Origin of the sequence: Corynebacterium sp. H113 (assembly GCF_037572315.1) — a bacterium.
Lineage (GTDB): Bacteria > Actinomycetota > Actinomycetes > Mycobacteriales > Mycobacteriaceae > Corynebacterium.
This window is the reverse complement of record NZ_JBBHKZ010000005.1, coordinates 181,836-204,778: the sequence shown is the minus strand read 5'-3', so window position 1 is coordinate 204,778 and position 22,943 is coordinate 181,836. Positions and strand designations below refer to the sequence as shown.

20 protein-coding genes are annotated in these 22,943 nt (G+C 55.6%); 2 read left to right on the top strand and 18 right to left on the bottom strand.

From position 1 onward, the window contains the following. Window positions 1-369: hypothetical protein (locus WG938_RS10735; RefSeq protein ID WP_339980287.1), on the top strand; the 369-nt coding region annotated here is incomplete at its 5' end. Between the two features lie 135 nt (window positions 370-504). Here WG938_RS10735 and tyrS read toward each other — a convergent pair. The 18 genes from tyrS to WG938_RS10645 form a co-directional block, all read right to left on the bottom strand. Continuing rightward, complete coding sequence (tyrS, locus tag WG938_RS10730) at window positions 505-1,770, bottom strand: tyrosine--tRNA ligase (protein ID WP_339980298.1); 1,266 nt, start codon at window positions 1,768-1,770, stop codon at window positions 505-507. A gap of 102 nt (window positions 1,771-1,872) precedes the next feature. Further along, window positions 1,873-2,493, bottom strand: coding sequence for a DNA-3-methyladenine glycosylase (locus WG938_RS10725; RefSeq protein ID WP_445292922.1), 621 nt, complete (start codon window positions 2,491-2,493; stop codon window positions 1,873-1,875). Between the two features lie 2 nt (window positions 2,494-2,495). Continuing rightward, complete coding sequence (locus tag WG938_RS10720; RefSeq protein ID WP_339980284.1) at window positions 2,496-2,669, bottom strand: Trm112 family protein; 174 nt, start codon at window positions 2,667-2,669, stop codon at window positions 2,496-2,498. A gap of 23 nt (window positions 2,670-2,692) precedes the next feature. Further along, a complete protein-coding gene (locus WG938_RS10715) occupies window positions 2,693-3,358 on the bottom strand; it encodes a hypothetical protein (RefSeq protein ID WP_339980283.1) in 666 nt (221 codons plus the stop codon). Beyond that, entirely contained in the window at window positions 3,345-4,958 is a 1,614-nt protein-coding gene (locus WG938_RS10710) for an extracellular solute-binding protein (RefSeq protein ID WP_339980282.1), read from the bottom strand. The genes WG938_RS10715 and WG938_RS10710 overlap by 14 nt, the downstream gene beginning before the upstream one ends. A gap of 39 nt (window positions 4,959-4,997) precedes the next feature. Further along, window positions 4,998-6,161, bottom strand: a complete 1,164-nt coding sequence (locus WG938_RS10705) for a toxic anion resistance protein (RefSeq protein ID WP_339980281.1) — start codon at window positions 6,159-6,161, stop codon at window positions 4,998-5,000. 25 nt (window positions 6,162-6,186) lie between these two features. After that, window positions 6,187-7,401, bottom strand: a complete 1,215-nt coding sequence (locus tag WG938_RS10700) for a hypothetical protein (protein ID WP_339980280.1) — start codon at window positions 7,399-7,401, stop codon at window positions 6,187-6,189. Between the two features lie 230 nt (window positions 7,402-7,631). Continuing rightward, window positions 7,632-9,068: an argininosuccinate lyase gene (argH, locus tag WG938_RS10695; protein WP_339980279.1), complete on the bottom strand. Its 1,437-nt coding sequence runs from the start codon at window positions 9,066-9,068 to the stop codon at window positions 7,632-7,634. Between the two features lie 51 nt (window positions 9,069-9,119). Continuing rightward, window positions 9,120-10,319 carry an argininosuccinate synthase gene (locus WG938_RS10690; RefSeq protein ID WP_339980278.1) on the bottom strand — a complete coding sequence of 400 codons (1,200 nt, stop codon included), beginning with the start codon at window positions 10,317-10,319 and terminating at the stop codon, window positions 9,120-9,122. A 47-nt stretch (window positions 10,320-10,366) separates the two neighbouring features. Further along, entirely contained in the window at window positions 10,367-10,843 is a 477-nt protein-coding gene (locus tag WG938_RS10685; protein ID WP_339980276.1) for an arginine repressor, read from the bottom strand. 14 nt (window positions 10,844-10,857) lie between these two features. Then, complete coding sequence (argF, locus tag WG938_RS10680; protein ID WP_339980274.1) at window positions 10,858-11,847, bottom strand: ornithine carbamoyltransferase; 990 nt, start codon at window positions 11,845-11,847, stop codon at window positions 10,858-10,860. A 32-nt stretch (window positions 11,848-11,879) separates the two neighbouring features. Further along, the gene (locus WG938_RS10675; protein WP_339980273.1) at window positions 11,880-13,067 is read right to left on the bottom strand and encodes an acetylornithine transaminase; all 1,188 of its coding nucleotides are present in this window, start codon (window positions 13,065-13,067) and stop codon (window positions 11,880-11,882) included. A 59-nt stretch (window positions 13,068-13,126) separates the two neighbouring features. Continuing rightward, window positions 13,127-14,020, bottom strand: a complete 894-nt coding sequence (gene argB / locus WG938_RS10670) for an acetylglutamate kinase (protein ID WP_339980271.1) — start codon at window positions 14,018-14,020, stop codon at window positions 13,127-13,129. 29 nt (window positions 14,021-14,049) lie between these two features. Continuing rightward, window positions 14,050-15,255, bottom strand: coding sequence for a bifunctional glutamate N-acetyltransferase/amino-acid acetyltransferase ArgJ (argJ, locus tag WG938_RS10665; protein ID WP_339980269.1), 1,206 nt, complete (start codon window positions 15,253-15,255; stop codon window positions 14,050-14,052). Beyond that, window positions 15,255-16,304, bottom strand: a complete 1,050-nt coding sequence (gene argC / locus WG938_RS10660; RefSeq protein ID WP_339980268.1) for an N-acetyl-gamma-glutamyl-phosphate reductase — start codon at window positions 16,302-16,304, stop codon at window positions 15,255-15,257. Before argC ends, argJ begins: the two co-directional genes overlap by 1 nt. A gap of 91 nt (window positions 16,305-16,395) precedes the next feature. Beyond that, window positions 16,396-18,882, bottom strand: coding sequence for a phenylalanine--tRNA ligase subunit beta (gene pheT / locus WG938_RS10655; protein WP_339980265.1), 2,487 nt, complete (start codon window positions 18,880-18,882; stop codon window positions 16,396-16,398). 33 nt (window positions 18,883-18,915) lie between these two features. Beyond that, window positions 18,916-19,965, bottom strand: coding sequence for a phenylalanine--tRNA ligase subunit alpha (pheS, locus tag WG938_RS10650; protein WP_339980262.1), 1,050 nt, complete (start codon window positions 19,963-19,965; stop codon window positions 18,916-18,918). 140 nt (window positions 19,966-20,105) lie between these two features. Then, entirely contained in the window at window positions 20,106-20,921 is an 816-nt protein-coding gene (locus tag WG938_RS10645) for a TrmH family RNA methyltransferase (RefSeq protein WP_339980260.1), read from the bottom strand. 50 nt (window positions 20,922-20,971) lie between these two features. On the opposite strand from WG938_RS10645, the gene WG938_RS10640 reads away from it, so the two are divergent. Next, window positions 20,972-22,867, top strand: coding sequence for a potassium transporter Kup (locus tag WG938_RS10640; protein ID WP_339980258.1), 1,896 nt, complete (start codon window positions 20,972-20,974; stop codon window positions 22,865-22,867). Window positions 22,868-22,943: the final 76 nt, after the last annotated feature.

Sequence of the window (22,943 nt, the reverse complement as noted above, 5' to 3'; positions counted from 1 at the left end):
GACCCAGGTACCCACCAACGCAATCCATGCGCATCACAAAATAAAGTACATCGGCACACTATCGAGTTCTCAAACAACACCACCACCAACAACCACACACCAACCGTGCGCGCCCCCTGGCAGCGAAAAGAAACAGTAACAAACCCCGCAGAACAAAGTCAAACCAGACCCGAACCACAACAAGGAACGAAACCATCCCCACCAACACAACAACCACAACCACCGGCCGCAGCCCGTCGCGCTGACTCCGATAACAATACACATACGGCGAATCGGGATACAAATCCCCAGTTCAACCTCGGTATTCGCGGTGCAATACTGACGAGCCGTCGTAAAGCGATGGTCGTGTCAAGACCTAAATTGGCTTGAAATTGAAAAAGTCGAGCAGATGCGACTCTGCCCGACTCGAATGTCAGTGGTGTTATTTAATTCGTCACCGTGACGTTAATGGGAGGAACTCGGTTAGTTCCGATTTACGGTCTGAGAAACCGTCTATCCGCTGACTTAACCCAAAATGCGCGCTGCGGCGAAATTCTTCTTACCGCGACGCAGAACCAGCCAGCTGCCATGCAACAAATCAGAATCCGATGGTGTCCACTCTTCGTCGGAGATGCGCTCGTTGTTCACGTACGCGCCACCTTCCTTAATAGTGCGACGTGCTTCGCCCTTCGACTTAGCCAGCCCTGACGCAACAAGCAGATCCGTGATTGTGCGAGGCTCACCGGCACCAATCTCTGCGACACCCGCTTCTGCAACCGCGCTAGCCAAGGTCGCTTCATCGAGTTCGCTCAACTCAGCCCGTCCGAACAGAGCCTGCGCTGCCAACTCGACAGCCTTCGTGGCATCAGGACCGTGAACCAAGTCAGTCATTTCCTGAGCCAGACGACGCTGAGCTTCACGCTTGAATGGTCGCTCGGTAACCGCGGTCTCGTACTCAGCGATTTCTTCCTTAGATAGGAAAGTGAACCAGCGCAGGTAATCGATCACTACGGAGTCGCCAGCATTAATGAAGTACTGGTACCAGGAGTATGGCGTGGTCATCTCCGGATCGAGCCACAGCTTGCCACCGCCAGTAGACTTACCGAACTTCTTTCCTTCCGCGTCGGTGACCAGCGGAACAGTAATGCCATGCACCTTTTCGGCGTCCAGACGACGGTTGAGATCAACACCAGAAACGATGTTGCCCCACTGATCGTTTCCGCCGATCTGTAGTCGGCAATCGTAGTTGCGTCGCAAGTGCACGAAGTCATTCGCCTGCAGCAGCATGTACGAAAATTCGGTGTAAGAAATGCCGTCAGACTCGAGACGTCGCTTGACCGTGTCACGGTCCAACATGGTATTCAGCGAAAAGTTCTTACCCAGGTCACGGAGGTACTCGATGACATTCATCTGGGAAGTCCAGTCGTAGTTATTGACCAGAAGACCCTTGCCTTCGCCAATCTCAATGAAGCGAGCAAGCTGCTTCTTAATCGACTCAAGATTCTCGGCCACGGTTTCGATGGTCAGCATCGAGCGTTCGCCCACATCTCGTGGATCGCCGATCATGCCAGTAGCGCCACCTGCCAGCGCAATCGGGCGGTGCCCTGCCATTTGGAAACGGCGCAACATTACCAATGGAACAAGGTGGCCTGCGTGCAGAGACGGACCGGTTGGGTCGAAACCTACATAAGCAGTGATTGGCCCCTTTTCCGCTTCTTCGCGGAGAGCGTCCAAATCAGTGGACTGTGAAATCAGTCCGCGCCATTCAAGTTCATCAATAATGTTTTGCATAGTCACCCAACCATCGTAACTGTTCGCATTCCGAGTGTGCTCGTTGGCACACACCTAGGTAGTGACCTGCTCACGAAAATACGTGGGCACGAGAAGCCCAATCTAAAACGTCCCTTCGGCTTGCGCGTGCGCCCGGAACTTCGACACGCTTTCATCCTCAAGCCACAAGCGCCACGGTCGCTCCGACGCTCGGCGCACGCCTACTCGTGGTCCTGCATGCACAACCTGCTTCTGCGTGACGACGGGCTTCTCCAAGCGAATCCGACTTCGTGACGAGAAGACGTCAGTGCCGTAGTCCGCCATTGTGATCCCCAACGCTTGCGCAACATTTCCTGGACCTCGACCGATAATGGAAAGCCGGACTGATGCAGGGCGGAATCCTCGTACTGCGTCCGCGCCTTCGCGGATTGACACTGCGCGAATCAGGACACCTCCACCTTCACCTTCGGGGCCGCAGGTGATGTTTGCACAGTGGTGGATGCCATACGAGCGGTAGACATACAAATGACCTGCAGGGCCGAACATCACGCGATTACGGGGCGTCTGACCTGGCCAAGTGTGAGCGGCGGGGTCTGGCCACTGTGAATCCGCTGGGCCTCCATAGGCTTCTACTTCAGTGATCACAGCGCGAATGCCATGGTCATGAATGACCAATTCTGCACCTAAAATATGCTGCGCAGCTATAAGGGGCGCGTCGGAAAGTAGCGAGCGGGAAAAGTTAATGGTTACTTGTTCCACTCAATCGCTTCGTCGGAAAGCATGACAGGAATGCCATCGTCGATTGTGTAAGCAATCTTGAGTCGAGGATTGACCAGCACTTGCTCACCCTCGAGGTACTCCAGCGGGCCTTTGTCTCGTGGGCACGCAAGAATCTGGAGGAGTTGTGGATCTAAGCTCATGTGTTCATCCTAATGAAGCCCGATTACATGTCGAGTATCGAGCCACCAAATTTCTGTTCCAAGTACCGGTTCTGGTCGCGCAATTCTTGCAACGAATGGTCCAGGGCGGCGTTCTCTACCCGTGTTACTTCCTTTTCGAGCAGGGTCAATGCACGCTGATACGCCTGATTCGCACTTTCTCGGCTTTCGAATTGTCGATCACGATGTCTGGGCGGAACATTGAGATACGCATCAGTCGCTTGAGGCAAATAGGTCAGACAAATCTGCTCCACTGCGATTCTTTGGGCAGGTGCTTCAGAAACTTCATCCCAGTGTTCGAAGATGGTTCGAAGTGACCCCGCAATACCGTTGAGTACCTCTCTGAACTCCGTCGGGAACTCTGGATCCCGACGCACCAAATAGGCAACGTCAGAGACCGACTGCGTCAAGGCTCCTGGCGGTTGATTAGTAGCTGTGAGCGGAGCAACCGGTGCATAGCTAATCTCCGTCTTCTTTGCTGGCGCAGGTACCGCGAATACACCCACGCCATACATGGCAGCTGCTGCGACCCACCACAACGAACCGAGCCCGACCAACAGATGCACGATCACCGTGACCGACAGTAGAACGACACCTACGATGTTCTGCCGGGAAGTCAGGAAGTTTGAAAAGCCGTCACCAGCTCCATTCTCAACGCTATTGGTATCCACGAATCTCCTCGAATACCTGTCCTAGGTTGCCGTCGCGGGCGTCGAACACCTTGCCACCAGTCAGCTCGGCCAGCTCAGTCATCTCCCCTTCATCGGCCTCGCCATACAAAATAACGAATACCGGTGCCTTCTTCTTGTCCTCCGGCAGTCGCTTGTACTCTGCTCGAAACGCTTCAAGATTTAGTCCAGACGTCACTTCGCCATCCGACATCAACACCACTGACGAAATGCTCTCGTCACCGCGTTCCGTTGCATAACCGTTTGCCTTTGCGACGGCGTCGTAAAGCGCAGTTTCACCGGATGCAATCAGCGAGTCGGTGACCTGCTGCAGCGGTGCGTAGGACTCCTGCCGGGCATTGTCGATCGTGGTACTCACCATCTCATGTGCTTCAGTGCTGAACGGTAGATAGGAGACTTCTTCTCGGTCGCGGAAGTGTGTGATTCCATTATCGGCACGACCTTCCAGCCCGCGTAGGGTGTCTTGCAGTGCAGACAAGCGATCCCCTTCCATTGATCCCGAGACATCAAGAGCGAAGACCGTCCGCGCAGGTACGCGCAGCTTATTGGTGTAGGAATCCACCAGCGCGTTAGACACCTGAGTCGTCGCAGGGAATGGCAGCTCAATGAGATTCCGCTCCGCCAACTCAGGTGCCGGCGACACCGCAGAGTTCACTGGACGACGAAACGTTTCGGTGGAAATCTGCTGCTGTGTTTCCTCCGTCAAGAGCCAGTCCTTAAATGCCTTGACGCGTGCAGCAGATTGATCGTCCTTCGGCGCTGCCATCGTGGCGAGCTTGTAATCGGCCGTTACAACTCCATCAGACGGGACGATGACTTCGAGATCGATATTGTCTTTGCGCTTCATCGACTCCAACACGGACTCATAGTTGATCATGGCATCAATGCGGTCCGCTTTATCGAGGTAGGAATCACGCAGCCATCCTGAGGAACCTGAGGTTAGGTTCTGTGCTGAGAAGAACTTCTGCATCTCCGGAGCTACTGCTTCGATATCTGAAGTCTGCAACGCAGCGCCAGTATCTGCGAGAGCCGTTGCTACGGAAACCAGAGCCGAAAAACCGGAGTTCGAGCGATCTGGGGCAGTCATGCCGTATGTAAACTCTTTGGCTCCAGCTGCCTGTGAGATCTCTGCCCACGTTGGCTGCTTCTTATCCCACCCGAGCTCCGCAGCCTTCTGCGGGCGAATACCAAATGCCACCGGAGAAAGAGCTGTCGGTGTCGGATCGACAATCTTGCCAGCCTGACCGTTCTGCAACAGGTAGCGATCTGTGGTGAGCCAGACTCCGTCGACCCGACCATCAAACTCGCCGTACCCGATCAAATTACTTGTTTCGATAGTTCCATCGACGAACTGCAGATCGATCTGCATATCCAGATCAGACTCGGCCTTGTCGATGACGGCTTCCATATCAGCAAGCTCAGTCGATGCGACTAGCGACAGAGTACCTCCAGGACTGTCTATTTCATTAGGTTTCTTGCTCGTACTCGCGATGTCTTCTTCAGAGCACGACACCAACGTAAAACACACTGCCAAGAGCAATGACACAACCATTGCTACCCGATTATGACGAACCGACAACATGATGCTCCCCTAGTTTCTGCGTTCCGCGATGAGTTCCTTTTAGTTCCGCATGATGCCCGCGGAAACAGCGAGTTGTTCTTCAAGAACACCCGCTGTCGCTGACATGGAGTCAGCCGCCGCACTGCGATACGCATTAATGCCGTTGATTGCTGAATAAATATTGCTAAACGACGACTGCAGCGCAGTCATATCAACCGCTGGCTGATTCAGTTGCGATTGAATGTGCACACCGTCGCGATTGAGAAGCTGCGATGTCGACATGACCAAGTTCGAGGTCGTGTCGCGGATGCCGTGAACCTTGTCCAGGACAATCTTCTGGTTGGCAAGACTCTGAGCAGTCATTATTGCCGTTCGCAGCGCTGAGACTGTGGTTGTCGTTGCTTCGTCGACACCTCGAATGAGCGATGCATTATTCTGCCGCACGATATCCAATCCCAGGTACGCATTCGCGCACACTGCGATTTGGATCAGAAGATTCTGCCGCTTCGCTCGGATTTCGTGAAGCAACGTTGCCTTCAATCGTTCGGACCGTTGAAAGTCGACCATCCCCAACTCATCAATTTTGAGCTGCATTTGATGGTCTAGCCGCTCGATGAGTTCCAAATACTCCTGCAGCTTGGCCATAGCATCCCAGAGACGACGACGCTGGCCGTCGATGGTTGCATTCTCTTTGCGGAGCAAGTCCCCGCCAGTGTGTAGCTCACGAATCACCTGATCGAGCTGTACTTGCTTCGTTTCAAACTTCGCGAAGTACGCTGCCAGCGGATTCTTATTGAGTAAGCGCTTCAGCACACTGCGGTCATCTTGCATAGTTATAGGGTCGAGTTCACCTACGACGATCTTCAACTTGTCGATTCCCGCAACCACCACAGACTGTCCACCCGCGCCGCGGCCAGTCTGCATCTCGTTCGACACAGCAATCGGTTTGGCCAGAAGCTCAGCGGCGCTCGCGTTCGCAGCATGCATCTCGCGCATTCCCATTGCCGAAATCGCATCCGTTAGCTGATGCATTTCTGGACCCATCGGATCAGTCTTTTCGATGGCTTCCATAAAATCACTGCACCGCTTTGCGACGATTGCCTTCCGTTCCTTAGACAGCGGAATCACGATGCCGGCGTGTTGAGGCTGCACCGCGGAGATCTCCGGTGGCGGCGTGAGCTGCAGCCCACCACCAGGCGAAGGCTGCATTGCTTGATTAGTCATGGCACTCTCCTCTTACCTGAGTCACTCAATTTCCGCCGGACACCAGAGAATCAGTGCCAGTTCCATCGGGGTCTCTTTGCGGTGAACTGGAGAACCCATAGCGACGCTCAATTCCCACGATCATTTGCTCCAACGTGTCATAATCCGGAACTTCGGTCGTATCGAGAAACTCCGGCGGCGACTGTGCTGCCTTTTCTGCGATAACGTCTGCGAATACTGACGGATCTTGGGTTCTAAACCCATGTTCTGCGGCAATCCGTTGCAGCTCGGGAGCGTCGGCAAGCAGCCGGGTGATATCCGCGCCACGATCGGTAAGAGCGAGTGCCACGTGTTCAGAATTGACGGTTGGCGTTGGGTATGCGAGACGCATCGAGTCGGATACTTGGTTACCCGCTTCGGTTCCCATGAGACGGCCGTAGAACTGGGCTTCGTACACCATCACCATGGGATAGGCGCTCATCCCCTGTGAGAGATAGCCAGCGAACGGACCAGCCGAGGATTGGCCAGAGCCACCCTGGTCAAGGAAAAAGGGCGCGACATCAGTTACAGCCTGTGTCACCTGGTTTTGGCCGTTGACGATGCTGCCACCATTCGTGACCCAACTGACAATGGACAAATACATCGCAGCAGAGTTTGATGTCCGGATATCCGTCGAGCGAATCATCACTTTCTGATTCGACGGATACGAAACATCCGCAGTTGGCAAACTCCGCCACCTGGTGCCACGCTGAAATTCCTCAACGTAGCGCGTCATATCGATGCGCCACGTGCCTTGTTCCTCTGATGCAATCCCTGCAGCTTCTAAAGCCTGCAGTTGTGGCTCGAATGTAGCGATCGCCATGGGCGAGTAAAACGGCCTCTGCTTATCGACGACCGCTCCCCCGACAACAGCTTCGATTTTTTCGGCTGCCGCTACAGATGATGGAAAGACGACCTCGAACTCTGTGAGATCTGGGCGTTGAGCAATTTCACGTGATCCCGCCGTGTGGATGTCCAGTTCGTATCCACGGTCAGCCATGAAGTCGCGCACTCGTTCGTCTTCGAGGAAGCCCCGCTTCTCGGAGCCGATGATGACCCGAACGCTTTCGGTTTTCCCCATTCTGAGTCCGGATCCAAACACGTTTCCCGGTAGGCCACCTCGGCCCCACACAACAGCAACGATGGCGATAACGAACAGTACGGCGGCCAGAACAGCTTTGCGCAAACCCTTCTTGGAAACCTGCGCGCTTGATGCGCTCACTCGCTTTATCCCCCTTGCTGCAACTGGCGTTCCGGTAAGACCGGAGCACACGTCGCTTCATGAGTCTGCACCGGACAGTTATCGCAAGTAAGAATACGAGAGTTCCTTAACTTCAGCCCGCCAACACGCATGTTTTGCGCACAAAAACACCAACCCGAAACCCCTAGTTAATACACTGTTAACCGTAGATTGGGATTTCGAGTTGGTGTCGTCAGGCGGCGGTTGGAAAGCTACTGTCGAACCGACGTTTCCGCCCAATTCCGGGCAGCCACGGAACTCTCCTCAACTCGAGCAAGTTGTTCAGCAACACGTACACCGGCGGTACCGCCACGCGTGTCACGCGATGCCACTGCACCATCGATGGTCAATACCTCACGAACGTCCGCGGTCAGTGCCGGATGGACGGATGCCAGCTCGTCGTCAGTGAGCTCGTCTAGGCCTATACCACCGCGAGATTCAGCGATGCGTACGCACTGACCGGATGCTTCGTGCGCGTCACGGAACGGTACTCCCTGGCGTACCAGCCATTCAGCAAGGTCAGTTGCCAAGGTGTAGCCAGCCGGCGCGAGTTCGCGCAGGCGCTCCTCATGGAACGTCAACGTCGACACCAGGCCAGTCAAAGCAGGAAGCAACAGGGTGAGCTGTTCCACGGAGTCCACCAATGGCTCCTTGTCCTCCTGCAAATCACGGTTATATGCCAGTGGCTGTGCCTTCAAAGTCGCCATCAAGCCGGTGAGATTTCCGATCAGACGACCAGTCTTGCCACGTGTTAGCTCAGCGACGTCAGGGTTCTTCTTCTGCGGCATGATCGACGAACCTGTTGACCAGGCATCGTGCAGAGTGACGTAGCCGTACTCTGGCGTAGCCCAATAGATGATTTCCTCTGCCAAACGCGACATATCAACAGCAATCTGAGCGAGCACAAACGCAGTCTCGGACGCAAAGTCGCGAGAGCTGGTGCCGTCGATCGAGTTGTCAGATGCAGAATCAAAGCCGAGCTCCGCGGCAATAGCTTCCGGATCCAAATGGAGCGATGAACCAGCCAAAGCACCCGAACCGTACGGAGAAACTGCAAGTCGCTTGTCCAAGTCCTGCACACGGTCAAGGTCACGCAACAGTGGCTGCGCATGCGCAAGCAGTTGGTGAGCCAACAACACTGGCTGAGCAGCCTGCGAGTGAGTCTTACCCGGCATGATCGCATCTGGATGCGCCTTTGCCTGACTTACCAGGGCATCAACCAAGTCCGCCACATCAAGCGCAACACCGCGTATCGCATCACGCAGCCACATGCGGAACAACGTTGCGACCTGGTCGTTACGAGACCGGCCTGCGCGCAAACGGCCACCCACCTCAGGGCCAACGCGATCGATCAGGCCGCGCTCCATCGCACCATGGACATCCTCATCGGATGGCTCTGGACCGAACACGCCGGATTTTACATCCGCACCCAACTTATCGAGGCCTTCGAGCATCGTGGCGAAGTCGTCGTCAGACAGAAGGCCACGGGCATGTAACACCCGGGCGTGTGCCTTCGATGCCAGCACGTCATACGGCGCAAGAACCCAGTCAAAATGAGTTGATTTGCTGAGCGCCGCCATGGCCTCGGCGGGACCGCCTGCGAAACGGCCACCCCACAGAGAACCTTCATTCGTACCGTGCTTCTCCACAGATTCCACTGAAAACCTCGATTTCTAGTTCTTACTGGTGAACGCTGCTTCTTACAGGTTGAAGTCGCGTTTCGCAGCCATCTTCGACGATAGGCCGTGCAGTTCGACGAAACCACGTGCAAGGGTCTGGTCGAAGGTGTCACCTTCGTCGTAGGTTGCGAGATTGAAGTCGTACAGCGAGGTGTTCGAGCGACGGCCGTTAACCGAGCAGTGACCCGCGTGCATAACCATGCGGATATCACCGGAAACACCCTTCTGGGATTCCTCGATGAAGGTGTCCAGAGCACGCTTCAGTGGAGAGAACCACAAACCGTCGTAAACCAGCTCAGACCACTTAGCTTCGACGCCACGCTTGTAGCGTGCGAGCTCACGCTCGACAGTGACATCTTCCATAGCAGCGTGTGCTGTCATCAGTGCAATTGCGCCTGGAGCTTCGTAGATTTCGCGGGACTTGATGCCGACGAGGCGGTCCTCAACCATGTCGAGGCGACCAACGCCCTGCGCACCTGCGCGACGGTTCATCTCTTCAACGGCTTCCAACATGGTGACTGGCTTGCCATCAATAGCGACTGGCTTGCCGTCTTCGAAAGAGATGATGACTTCGTCTGGGGAGTTGAAGTTGAGGGTTGGATCCTCGGTGTAGGCGTAGACGTCCTTCGTTGGAGCATTCCAAAGGTCCTCGAGGTAACCAGTCTCAATAGCACGACCCCAAAGGTTCTGGTCGATGGAGAATGGAGACGACTTGGACTGCTCGATTGGAATGTCGTTCTTCTCGGCGAATGCGATGGCCTTGTCGCGGGTCCATGCGTAGTCACGAGCTGGAGCGATGATCTTCAAGTCAGGAGCGGTGTTGGAGAAACCAACTTCGAAACGAACCTGGTCGTTGCCCTTACCGGTGCAACCGTGTGCAACGTGGGTGCCGCCATGGGTCTTTGCAGCCTCAGCCATGTGCTTAACAATGAGCGGACGAGACAACGCGGAAACCAGTGGGTACTGGTTCATGTACAGTGCGTTGGCCTTGATTGCTGGCAGGCAGTACTCGTCTGCGAACTCGTCACGTGCGTCGACAATGACGGATTCCACGGCACCAGCGTCAAGAGCGCGCTGGCGGATGGTCTCCATGTCCTCGCCGCCCTGTCCAACATCGATGGACACAGCGACGACCTCGGCGCCGGTCTCCTGCTTCATCCACTCGATGGCAACGGTGGTGTCGAGGCCACCCGAGTAGGCGAGAATGACGCGATCAGTCATGAGGTAGTGCTCCTTTAATTGGTGCTTCAGAAATACTAGTTACGATGTTACTTCTCATTGGTGTCAGCCAGTACCTTGGCTAGGTCTTCCCCGCTCATCGGCGCCCTGGCCAGGCACATAACAGTGTCATCTCCGGCGATTGTGCCGACGATATCTGGCAGTCCTGCGCGGTCAATGACACTGGCTAGATACTGTGCTGCACCTGGCGGTGTTCTCAGCACTGCGATCGTCCCTGAGTGGTCAATTGACACTAGCAGTTCGTCCAGCACTCTCCGCATTCTGGAGACTGCGCCTTCTGATGTCACTGCGGCTCCTTCCACGATGGCGTATCTGGAGCCTGTTTCTTCGGTCCGCACCTTTCGTGCGCCCAGTTCATCCAAGTCACGCGACAACGTCGCTTGCGTGATGTCGATGCCTTGTTGCGCAAGCAAGTCAACGAGTTGCACTTGACTGGACACAACATGGTGAGCCAACAAGTCGGCAATTCGAGCTTGCCGCGCTGTACGAGACCCTGGATTCGTCATTTGTTATCGAGCTCTTACGCCTTCGTGTTTGCCGACGCAGCAAACGCTTCCACCGTCATGCCCTGAGACTTTGCGACGATCCACGTCAGCAATGCCTTCTGTGCATGCATGCGGTTTTCTGCCTCATCGAAGACAACCGATGCCGGACCATCGATGACATCCGCGGTGACTTCATTGTCTCGGTACGCGGGCAGGCAGTGCAAGAAAATCGCGTTGTCCGTCGCCTTGGCCATCAACTCAGCATTGACCTGGTACGGCAGGAAAGGCGTCCGACGGTCCAGCCCGTCGTTCTCCTGTCCCATTGATACCCACGTGTCCGTGATCACAACATCGGCGCCTGCAATGGCCACGTCAACGTCATCAGTCACCGTCACGGTTGCGCCGGTACGCTTTGCGACGGTCTCTGCGCGAGCGACAAACTTCGCTTCCGGTTGGAAATCTGCTGGTGCACAAATCGTGATGTCCATACCAGCATTAGCGAATCCAACCATGTAGGAATTTGCCATGTTGTTGGCACCGTCACCGAAGTAGACAGCCTTCAGTTTTGAAAGCCCTGCTGGACCTTCCGCTGGGCACTTGTGCTCCACAATGGTCTGCAGATCAGCAAGGATCTGGCATGGGTGGAAGTCATCGGACAGCGCGTTAATGACCGGAACCGTCGATGTTTCTGTCATCGCTTCCAGGCCGGACTGCGCATACGTACGCCACACAATGGCCGAGACGAAGCGCGACAACACTGCTGCAGTATCTTGCAGTGTTTCGCCCTTACCCATCTGGGAGCTACCGGAATCGACGACAATCGGATTTCCGCCCAATGCAGCAACACCAGCGTCGAACGAGAACCGGGTGCGAGTCGAGGTCTTATCAAAAAGAACCGCGACCGACTGTGGACCTGTAAAAGGCTGGTAAGAATACGGATGCTTCTTCAACACAGCAGCCAGCGTCAGAACCTCAGCCTGCTCTTCTGGCGTGAGATCGTCGTCAGCCAGGAGATGTCGAACCATAACTATCTCGCTTTTCTCTAATAATTCGTTGACTAGGAATTCTTCGCCGCATCGTTCAAGCAGGTATTGACCAACTCAACGGCCCGCTCGATTTCTTCATCAGTCAGTACCAGTGGTGGAACGAGGCGAAGCACGTCCGCCTGTGGAGCGTTGAGAATCACACCATGCTCGTAGCCAGCGGCAACTGCACCGCGAGCAAGAGGGCCGTCCAATACGAGGCCCAGCATGAAACCACGACCACGAACGTGATCGACATGCTCCAACGCTGCGAGCTTCCGAGCCAGCACCTTGCCCTTCTCCGCCACGCGGGCGATGATGCCCTCGTTCTCCAGGGTCTCGATAACGGCGAGACCTGCTGCGGCACATACCGGATTGCCACCGAAGGTCGTGCCATGCGAACCAGGTGTAAACAGCGACGCTGCCTTGCCATTCGCCACAACCGCACCGATTGGCAAACCGCCACCGAGGCCCTTGGCCAACGTCATGATGTCTGGGACAACGTCTTCGTGCTGGTGCGCAAACCATTGACCGGTGCGACCGATGCCCGTCTGGACTTCGTCCAGAATGAGCAAAACGCCGTAGCGCTCCGTAAGCTCGCGCACCTTCTTCAGGTAGCCCTCCGGCGGCGCGATGACGCCAGTTTCACCCTGGATTGGCTCCATGATGACTGCTGCAACGCTCATCGGATCAGACTCGATTGCGGTTGTCAGGAAATCAAGGTCGCCATATGGAACAAATTCAACACCGGCTGGCATTGGCTCGAATGGTGCACGCTTGTCAGGCTGCCCCGTCATGGCCAACGCGCCCATCGTGCGACCATGGAAACCATGGTTGGTCGCAATAATGCGACGACGACCAGTCAGGCGAGCAAGCTTGAATGCAGCTTCGTTGGCTTCGGTACCCGAGTTGCAAAACATCACGCGGGTATCGTCAGTGTTCCAATTCGTCAACTCAATGAGCTTCTCGGCGAGCTGCACCGACGGCTGCGTCGCAAAGATATTGGATACGTGCGCAAGCGTACCGATCTGCTTCGATACCGCCTCGACGATGGCTGGATGAGCGTAGCCCAACGCATTGACTGCAATACCGGACAACAAGTCCAGGTACTCTTTGCCCGTGGAATCGGTGAAGGTAGCTCCAGAACCGGACACTACTTCGATCTTTGGGGTTCCGTAGTTGTCCATCATGGAGGACTGCCAGCTAGCTGGGAAATTTGTCATAATTTCCGGGCCTCGTTTCTAAGAAATTAAAGTGGCGTTGAGCGCGGGTTAGCCGACGGCTAGTCCGGCACGACCATTGTGCCGATACCGCCAGAAGTCAACAGTTCCAGAAGTACCGAGTGCGCCTGGCGTCCGTCAATTACGTGCGCGGCCTTCACTCCCGCAGACACTGCATTCAAGCACGACTCCATCTTCGGAATCATGCCGGAATCAAGCGTAGGCAAGACTTCTCGGAGTTCTGACTCAGTAATCTTCGTTACCAACGACGACTTATCTGGCCAATTTGTGTACAGCCCCTCGACATTGGTCAAAATTGCGAGTCGCTCAGCGCCCAGCGCGGCAGCAAGAGCACCCGCTGCGGTATCGGCGTTGATGTTGTACACATCGTCACCTTCGATTGCAGGAGCAATCGTCGACACCACTGGAATACGACCGGCATCGATCAAGTCCAACAAAGCTTCTGGCTTAACCTCAGTGATGTCACCGACCAAACCAATGTCAGTCATCGTGCCATTGACGTTGACTAGTCGCTTCTTCGCTGTGAACAGCCCGGCATCTTCACCGGAAGTACCAACCGCATGCGGACCATAAGCATTGATCATATTGACCAATTCACGACCCACCTGGCCGAATAGCACCATGCGGACAACTTCCATGACTTCTGGAGTTGTCACACGGAATCCGCCCTTGAACTCTCCATCCAAGTTCAACCGGCGCAGCATCGCAGAAATCTGCGGACCACCGCCGTGCACAACAACCGGCTTGATACCAACCGTGCGCAAGAACACCATGTCCTGGGCGAAAGCGCGTTTGAGGTTATCGTCAGTCATCGCGTTACCGCCGTATTTAACGACGACGATCTTGTCACGATGATGCTGCAGCCATGGCAAGGCTTCTGCCAGCACATGTGCGCGCTGTTCGGCAGTGAGATCCTCGGTGAGTTCGTGAACCATTTCTTGAGCTTTCTGAAGGGGCATGGTGTTTAGGTGGAATATGCCGAGTTAATTTCGACGTAATCGTGGGACAAGTCGGTCGTACGAATGGTGGCTTCGTCGGTGTTGCCAGTACCCAAGTCCACTTCTACGTGAATGTCGCTACCCGAGAGGTCAACGTCACGAGCATCTGGAGTACCACCAGTGTCACGGCAGACGACGTGTCCGTTGAACGCCACGGTGATGCGTTCTGGATCCATCGCGACTGGTGCAACACCAACGGCAGCGAGGACTCGGCCCCAGTTCGGATCCGAGCCAAACATGGCGCACTTGAACAGGTTGTCTCGGCCAATGATGCGCGCAGCGACCAGGGCATCTTCTTCCCCACCAGTTCCGCGAACGGTGATGGCAACACGCTTGGTCACGCCTTCGGCGTCCGACTGCATCTGTCGCGCAATTGAGTCACACACGGCATAAACAGCCTTGTTCAGCTCTTCTTGCGACGGGGTCACACCACTAGCACCTGAAGCCATGAGCAGGACAGTGTCATTCGTTGACGTAGAGCCGTCGATGTCTAGACGATTGAACGTCATCTCGGCTGCCTGCGAAATCGCCTCGTGGGCCATTTCTGCTGTGATGTCAGCGTCCGTCGTCAAGATTCCCAGCATTGTCGCCATGGAAGGGCTGATCATGCCTACTCCCTTGCCCATGGCACCGACTGAAAATCCATCTGCGTGGAATGCGGCTTCCTTCGGCACCAAGTCAGTAGTCATGATTGCCGTTGCAGCTGCGGTATCTGATTCATCGTCGCTACCCAGGGCTGCCATCAGCTTTGGCACGCCACCGAGAACGATGTCCATTGGTAAGCGATCGCCGATTAGACCAGTCGAGCACGCAGCAATATCTGTGACCGGAACATCAAGGGCATCTGCGACTGCCTGGCATACCTGCAAAGCATCGTCGAGGCCAGGCTTACCGTTGCACGCATTCGCATTGCCTGAGTTCAGAACCACTGCCGTGATTTCGCCATCAGCAATATGCTGCTTCGTGATCGTCACCGGTGCAGCTTGTACCCGGTTTGTCGTGAATACAGCTGCAGCAGTCTTCTTTGGACCACGATTAACGACGAGAGCCATGTCTGGCTTGCCACTCGCCTTAATGCCTGCGATGACACCAGCAGCTTCGAAGCCAGCAGGAGCGCACACACCTGCAGCGGTGGCGCCGACCTTGACCAAACCTTCTTTTTCTTTTTCCATTACGGTGCAACTCCCACCTGCGGTAGACCCGCGTTTTCTGGCTGGCCAGTAATAATGTTCATGCACTGAACGGCTGCGCCGCCCGTGCCCTTCGTCAAATTGTCAATGGCAGCAGTGATGAGCAGCCGCTTCGACAATTGATCGACCTCTACTTGGATCTGCACCATGTTGGAACCAACGATTGACTTCGTCTGTGGCTGCGCGCCGTTGGTCAGAATCTGTACGAAAGGTTCGTCAGCGTAGTGCTTGAGGTACGCCTCACGTGCGTCCTCTGTGGTGAGATTCTCGTCGACCAGTGGAGCCGTGACCGTGGTCAAAATGCCACGGGCAGTAGGAGCGAGCACTGGCGTAAAGCTGACCTTGAATTCCTTATCGCCGGCGTATGGGCCAAGATTCTGGATAAATTCAGCCGTGTGACGGTGCTTACCAGCAGTGTTGTAGGCCTTGAGGTTACCCATCACCTCGGAACCCAGCATCGGAACAGCTGCCTTCTTACCTGCACCAGACGTGCCGGTAATAGAAACAACTGCCAAGTCTGGTTCAATCAACAAGTTGGCCAGAGCTGGGAGGATGGCGATGGTGCCACCCGTCGGGAAGCAACCCGGTACGGCGATACGCTTCGAGTTCTTAATCTTGACACGCTGGCCTGGCATTTCAGGAATGCCGTAGGTCCAGGTACCAGCATGCTCGGAACCATAAAAGTGCTCCCACTGCGATGCATCTTCCAAACGGAAATCGGCACCACAGTCAATGATGGTGACCTCATCGCCCAATTCACGGGCAATGGCAGCGGAATGGCCATGAGGGAGGCCGAGGAAAACGACATCGTGACCAGCGAGAGTCTCACCATTCGTAGCCTCGATCTGACGGTCCGCCAACGGCGTGAGGTGGGGCATCACATCGCCCACCATAGCGCCGGCATTGGATCCGCCAGTCAAAGCGCCGATGGTCAGTTCGCCAGAAAGGTACGCAGGGTGCGACAACAGTAGACGGAGAATCTCTCCTCCGGCGTAACCTGTCGCTCCTGCAATGGCTACGGAAATACTCATGGGAGCCATTCAACACTTTTATTCATCCAATTGCAAGATATGCATGAATATTCAGCGTGTTGAGTTGACTCCCATATGTTAGTGACCCAGTCTAGCCACGAAGCTCCGCATTATGACGCTGCTTCGCCAATTCAATGGCGGCCAGACGGCCTTCCGATGCCTCTTCCTCAGTCAGCGTGCGATCATTCGCACGGAAACGGAGGGAGAAGGTGAGCGAACGACGACCGTCGCCAAGCTGTTCCGAACGGTACACATCGAAAATGCGGATGGACTCCAGCAACTCCCCTGCACCTTCACGCAGTGTGCGCTCCAGTTCGATAGCAGGTACGTCATCGGAAACGACCATCGCAACGTCCTGGTGAACTGCCGGGAACGGGCTCAGCACAGGTGCCGGCAGGTTCTCGGTCAGTGGCATTGCGTCAAGGTTGAGTTCCATCGCGCAGGTTCGCTCTGGCAAACCGGAATCCTTGCATACCTTTGGATGCAGTTCGCCGGCATAACCGACCACGGTGCCGTCGACGCTGAATTCAGCACAGCGACCTGGGTGCCATGGCAGCTGCTCCGCATTGCGCACATCCAATGTCACACCTGCTGCGGCAGCAACGGTGTGGGCTGCGTCAATGAGATCAACCATGGAATAGTCACGTCCGGCACCCCATGGGGTGTCCAACTCGATACGACCGCAAGCGACAGCTGCAACGTGGAGAGGCTGGTGTGGCAGCGAATCGAGCAGAGCCTTACGTTCTTCCCCACTTGGCAGACCAGAGGTATCCAGCATCGGCGACTTGCCAGTGCCGTGATCAAAAGAAACCTGTTCAATGCCGTACAGTCCCACATCAACCTGGCCACGCGAGACATTGCGCTTCAACGAATCCAGCATCGACGGCAGCAAGGTCGAACCAAGCTGACCGTGATCGGACTCAAGCGGATTGATCACCTTGACAGTGTTGCGACGTGGATCGTCCGCATCGAGACCCCACACATCGAAAACATCGTTGGCAATGAACGGTGTCGGCAGAACCTCTAAGTAGCCGGCATGAGCCAGCGCATGGCCTACGAAACGGCGACGCAGCTGACGTGCAGTGAGGCCACGGCCAGCTGGAGCGACAGGAAGAACAACTGGAATATCTTCCAGTCCCTCCAAACGCAGTACCTCTTCTACAAGATCTGCTGGCATCGTCAGATCTGGGCGCCAGCTCGGTGGGTTAACCGTGAGTGTCTCCCCATCCTCCGACACCTCAACGGTGCAGCCAACTTCTTCCAAACGCGAAACAACAGTGTCTCGACCGTACTCAACACCGGCTACATCGCTTGGGCGCGACGCTGGCATGACGACGGGTGCCAGTTCAGGTGCATCGCCCACCAAGGTTCGAGCAGTGTCGATAGTGCCACCGGCGATCTCTGCCAACAGTCGGCATGCCAGATCCAATGCTGGCTCGACCAACTGCGGGTCAACGTTTCGCTCGTAACGGCGAGATGCTTCAGACGAGAGCTTATGTCGACGACCTGTGCGGAATACGCGCAGTGGCGACCAAATGGCTGCCTCAAAGACGACATCAGTAGTTTCGTCGGCGATCTCCGACGTCACGCCGCCCATGACGCCTGCCAAAGACTGAATGCCGGAATCATCGCAGATCACGACATCTTCTGGGCTGAGCTTGCGCTCGACGTGATCCAGTGTGGTCAAGGTCTCGCCTGCCACAGCGTTACGAACCGTCAGACCACCCTTGATTGCCGCACCATCGAATGCATGCATGGGCTGACCCAACAGCATCATGACGTAGTTTGTGACGTCAGTAGGCACATTGACCGGACGCTGACCCGAAAGCATCAGTCGGCGGCGCATCCACCACGGCGTCTGCGCCTTCGGATCAACACCAGTGACACGACGCAGGCCGAAACGCACTGCGTCCGTTTCTGGGCGCAGGTCGACAGCCAACGACTCGCCGTCAACCGGCAGTGGCTCCACATCAGCAGGGTCTGCAAAAGGCAGGTCGAATGCCGAGCAAATTTCACGTGCCATGCCACGTGCAGACAGCGCATAGCCGCGGTCTGGGGTGACGTTGACTTCAAACTTCTCGTCGTCAAGGCCGAGGAATGGCTTCGCGTCTTCGCCAGGTTCGCCTGTGCCAGCTGGCAAGGTGATAATGCCGGCCGAAGAATCAGTGAAACCAAGCTCAGCCTCGGAGCACATCATGCCCTCGGAAACCTTGCCGTACGTCTCGCGGGCAGAAATGGCGAAACCACCAGGAAGTACTGCACCCGGCAGGGATACAACTACCGTGTCGCCCTCAGCGAAATTGCGAGCGCCACAGATGATTCCCTGCAGTTCACCGGTGCCATTGGCATCGCCAACGTTTACCTTGCAGAAACGGATTGGCTTCTTGAACTCAGTGAGTTCTTCGATGTTCTCGACAACGCCGAATACCAGAGGACCAGTGACACCTTCGAGTGGCTCATGGCCTTCCGTTTCAAATCCGACGCGGACGAAACCTGCATCGAGCTCGTCTGGAGTAACGGACCAACCTGGGGTCTTCGCGGCAACGATGTCGGTGACCCATGACTGAGGAATGAACATTGCTTTTAAGCTCCTAAAAAGTGGGTCGGTGGACTAACCGCGAATACCAAAAGGCTGGGTGAAACGAACGTCGCCTTCGACCATGTCGCGCATATCGGACAAGCCGTTGCGGAACTGGAGCGTACGCTCCAAGCCCATGCCAAATGCGAAGCCGGAGTATTCTTCCGGGTCAATGCCACAGGCACGCAAGACATTCGGGTTGACCATGCCACAGCCACCCCACTCGATCCAGCCTGCGCCACCCTTCTTATTTGGGAACCACACATCGACCTCAGCGGAAGGCTCGGTGAATGGGAAATAGTTGGCGCGCATACGGGTCTTCGTGTCTGGTCCAAAGAGCATCTTGGCCATGTGATCCAAGGTGCCACGCAGGTGGCCCATGGTCAGCCCCTTGTCGATAGCCAAGCCCTCGACCTGGTGGAATACCGGAGTGTGCGTTGCATCGAGCTCATCGGTACGGAACGTACGACCTGGGCAGATGACGTATACCGGCAGATCGCGTTCCTGCATCGTGCGGATCTGCACAGGCGAGGTGTGGGTACGCAGCACCTGAAGCGATCCTTCCGGCGCAATATGGAAAGTATCCTGCAGCGTTCGTGCAGGGTGATCTGGCAGGAAGTTCAGCGCATCAAAGTTGAAGTACTCTGCTTCGACCTCTGGGCCTTCGGCAACCTCCCAGCCCATGCCAACGAAAATATCGCCGATCTGCTCAGACAGGATCGTGATCGGGTGCATCGCGCCCTTTTGCGTACGAGTCGAACTCACGGTGACGTCGATACGCTCTTCCACCAGCTTGCGGGCATTCTCTTCTTCTTCAAGAACAACCAGACGCTCCGCGTACTGCTTTTCGACGGTTCCCCGTGCCACGTTCACACGACGGCCAGCATCCTTGCGTTCAGCCTTGGGAATCGAACCGAGGGCACGACGTGCCTGTGGAATCGGCGCATCATCGCCGAGGTGTGCACGGCGAGCGTCGGCAAGCTGAGCCAAATCGGAAGCCGCTGTAAAGGCATCGAGTGCAGCCTGAGCCGCGGCGTTTAATGCCTCTTCCGAAAGATCAACGGTAATTGGTGAGTCGCTCACGTGTGAACCATTTCCTCTAATGCTCTATCGGCGCTCCGCTCGTGCACAGCGCACGACCACCGAGCAGCCAGTATGGGACGCAACAATCATAGTCTGTTGCAAAACTAATTCAGTGCAACGGGTGGCATGCACGGTACACGCTAGCGAGCGCGCGCGAATTCCCACAGGCACATGGCGGCGGCGGTAGCCAAGTTCAACGACTCGGCGCCGCCACGAATAGGGATAGACACGCTATGGCTGGACTTTGCGACGACCTCGTCACTCAAACCATGCGCCTCATTGCCAAAGAGCCAGGCAATATGCCCAGTCGGGAGCTCGTCCTTTCCAAGAACCACGGCTCCGTCCATGCACGTCGCTAACGTCGCAAAGCCCGCGTCATGGAGGGCAGACAACACAGCATCCACGTCTCGCTCACGCGCAACAGGCACATTGAAGATTGAACCGGCAGAGCTGCGTACTGCCTTACCGCCAAGTGGATCAACGCTGTCGCCTGCGAGCAGCACTCCACCAGCACCGAGTGCATCCGACATTCGAATGATCGTGCCGACGTTGCCAGGGTCCGAACACTCCACCGGCACGACGAGAACTCCAGCATCGACTCCCCGAGCAATGACTTCATCGACAGAGGACAGTGCAGCGTCAGCGTCACACACTGCAAAGAGTCCGGTGCTGGTCACGGTTTCGGCGAGTGCCCTGGCAGCGGAGTCGTCGATAAGTGAGATCGGTGCGCGGGCGCCTTCGAGCAACGAAGAATAACGGTCGATTGCAGTCTCGGTTACGAAAACTTCGTATGCGGCATCAGCGCGCAGCGCAGCGTCAACCGAATTGAATCCCTCAACCAGGAATCGTTCAGACTTGTTGCGTGCTGCCGCCCGATGCAGCTTCGCCGCGTTGACGATGCGCGGAGTGCGACTAGTAAAAGGGTCCGAATCCCAGTTTCCAAGAGAGATATTCATAACATCAAATGTAGTGGGCAATGCCCGAAAGTAGGTCTAACGTTTCCAGCGTGATTAAGACTTCGTCGCCGAAGACTTCAAAATTGCTCATCGTGGCAAGCCTCGGCGTAGTTTTCGGAGACATCGGCACAAGTCCGTTGTACTCACTACAAACGTTATTTTCAGAACATCATCATGCGATCGCCCCTACTCACGACAATGTGCTGGGCATCATCTCGCTGGTTCTGTGGATTGTGACACTCATCGTCACCGTGAAATACGTGACGCTCATTTTGCGTGCGGATCATCACGGCGAAGGTGGAGTGTTGGCGTTGGCAACTCTGACCCGCAAGAGTATGCGGAGGCATCCCCGGCTAACCCGGCTCGTCATGCCGATTGGAGTCGTTGGGGCATGTCTATTCATAGGTGATTCCGTCATTACACCAGCGATCTCGGTACTTTCGGCTGTTGAGGGGTTAACAGTCGCACAACCTGATCTTGCACATTTCGTAGTGCCCATCGCGGTGTCAATTCTGATTGCCCTCTTTGTTGTGCAACGATTCGGCACCAGCAGTATCGCCTCCTGGTTCGGGCCAATTATGGCCAGTTGGTTCGGCGTTCTCGCGGTACTTGGTATTCTGCACATATTGAAGGCACCTGAGATCTTCGCAGCGATTTCGCCAACCTACGCTGTTGCTTTCGCAGTGGCGAACCCTGGAAAGGCATTTCTGGCTTTTGGCGCAGTTGTTCTGACGGTAACTGGTGCTGAAGCGTTGTATGCAGACCTCGGGCACTTTGGTCGTTCACCGATTAGTAGAGCATGGCTGTGGATTGTGTTCCCGTCACTCGCATTGAACTATTTGGGCCAAGGGGCCCTGCTATTGCACTCCCCGACAGCAATTTCGAGCCCGTTTTTCCTGTTGGCTCCACAGTGGTTGGTCATTCCATTGACAGTCCTCGCCACGATTGCCACCATCATCGCTTCCCAGTCGGTCATCTCGGGAACCTTTTCAGTTACGAAGCAAGCGATACGACTCGGCTACTTACCGAACCTGGAAATCCGCAATACCTCTGAACAGTCCTACGGCCAGATTTATGTACCAGTAGTGAATAACGCACTGCTCGTGGCTGTTGTCGCTATCGTCCTGACTTTCCAGTCTTCACTGGCACTCGCCAATGCCTACGGAATGGCAGTTGCAACAACCTTCATCCTCGATTCCGTGCTGTTCCTGATGTACGCACACTTCGGGAAAAAGTGGCCCCTGTGGCACACGGCTACTTTGGGCGCAGTTCTACTCTCCGTTGAATCAACGATCTTCGCTGCAAACACCTCAAAGTTCATCCACGGGGGTTGGCTACCCATTCTCATTGCACTCTCCCTAGTATTCATCATGGAGACGTGGCATTGGGGAACGAAAACCGTTGCCAGCAAACGTCGCAAAGCCGAAGGCTCATTGCGAGAATTCCTCGATGAAACCTATCGAACCCACCCGCTGCGTATCCCGGGAACGGCCATTTATACGCATAATGCTCACCACAGCCCGCCGCTAGCGTTGCTGAAGAATCTGCGACTAAATGGCACTTTGCATGAAACGGTCATCATCGTTCGTGTCCATACGCTCGGTGTCCCGCACATTCCACTGTCCGATCGCGTGAAAGTACAACCACCATCCGCCCCTATTCCGGGCATCCTGCTGGTCGATATTCGCTACGGCTTCTTCGATCGGATCAATGTTCCACTCGCTCTTCTTGGAGCTTCACGACGGCTGCATCACGAGGAACTCAACCCCACGAAGGCGCAGTTCATCTTGTCGAACCTGGAGTTTCATATCGCGCCTCAACCATGGCATCAAAAACTCCGGTCGACGGTTTTCATTGGATTATCGAGCCTGAGTAGCTCGCCAACGGCGCGATTCCATCTACCCGAAGACCGCACGACGGAAATCGGCCAATGGCTGTATATCTGATCCACAGATAGCAAGAACACCGCCTCCTCTCGGAAGGCGGTGTTCTCACGTTGTTCTAGTTAAGTAGAACGGCTGA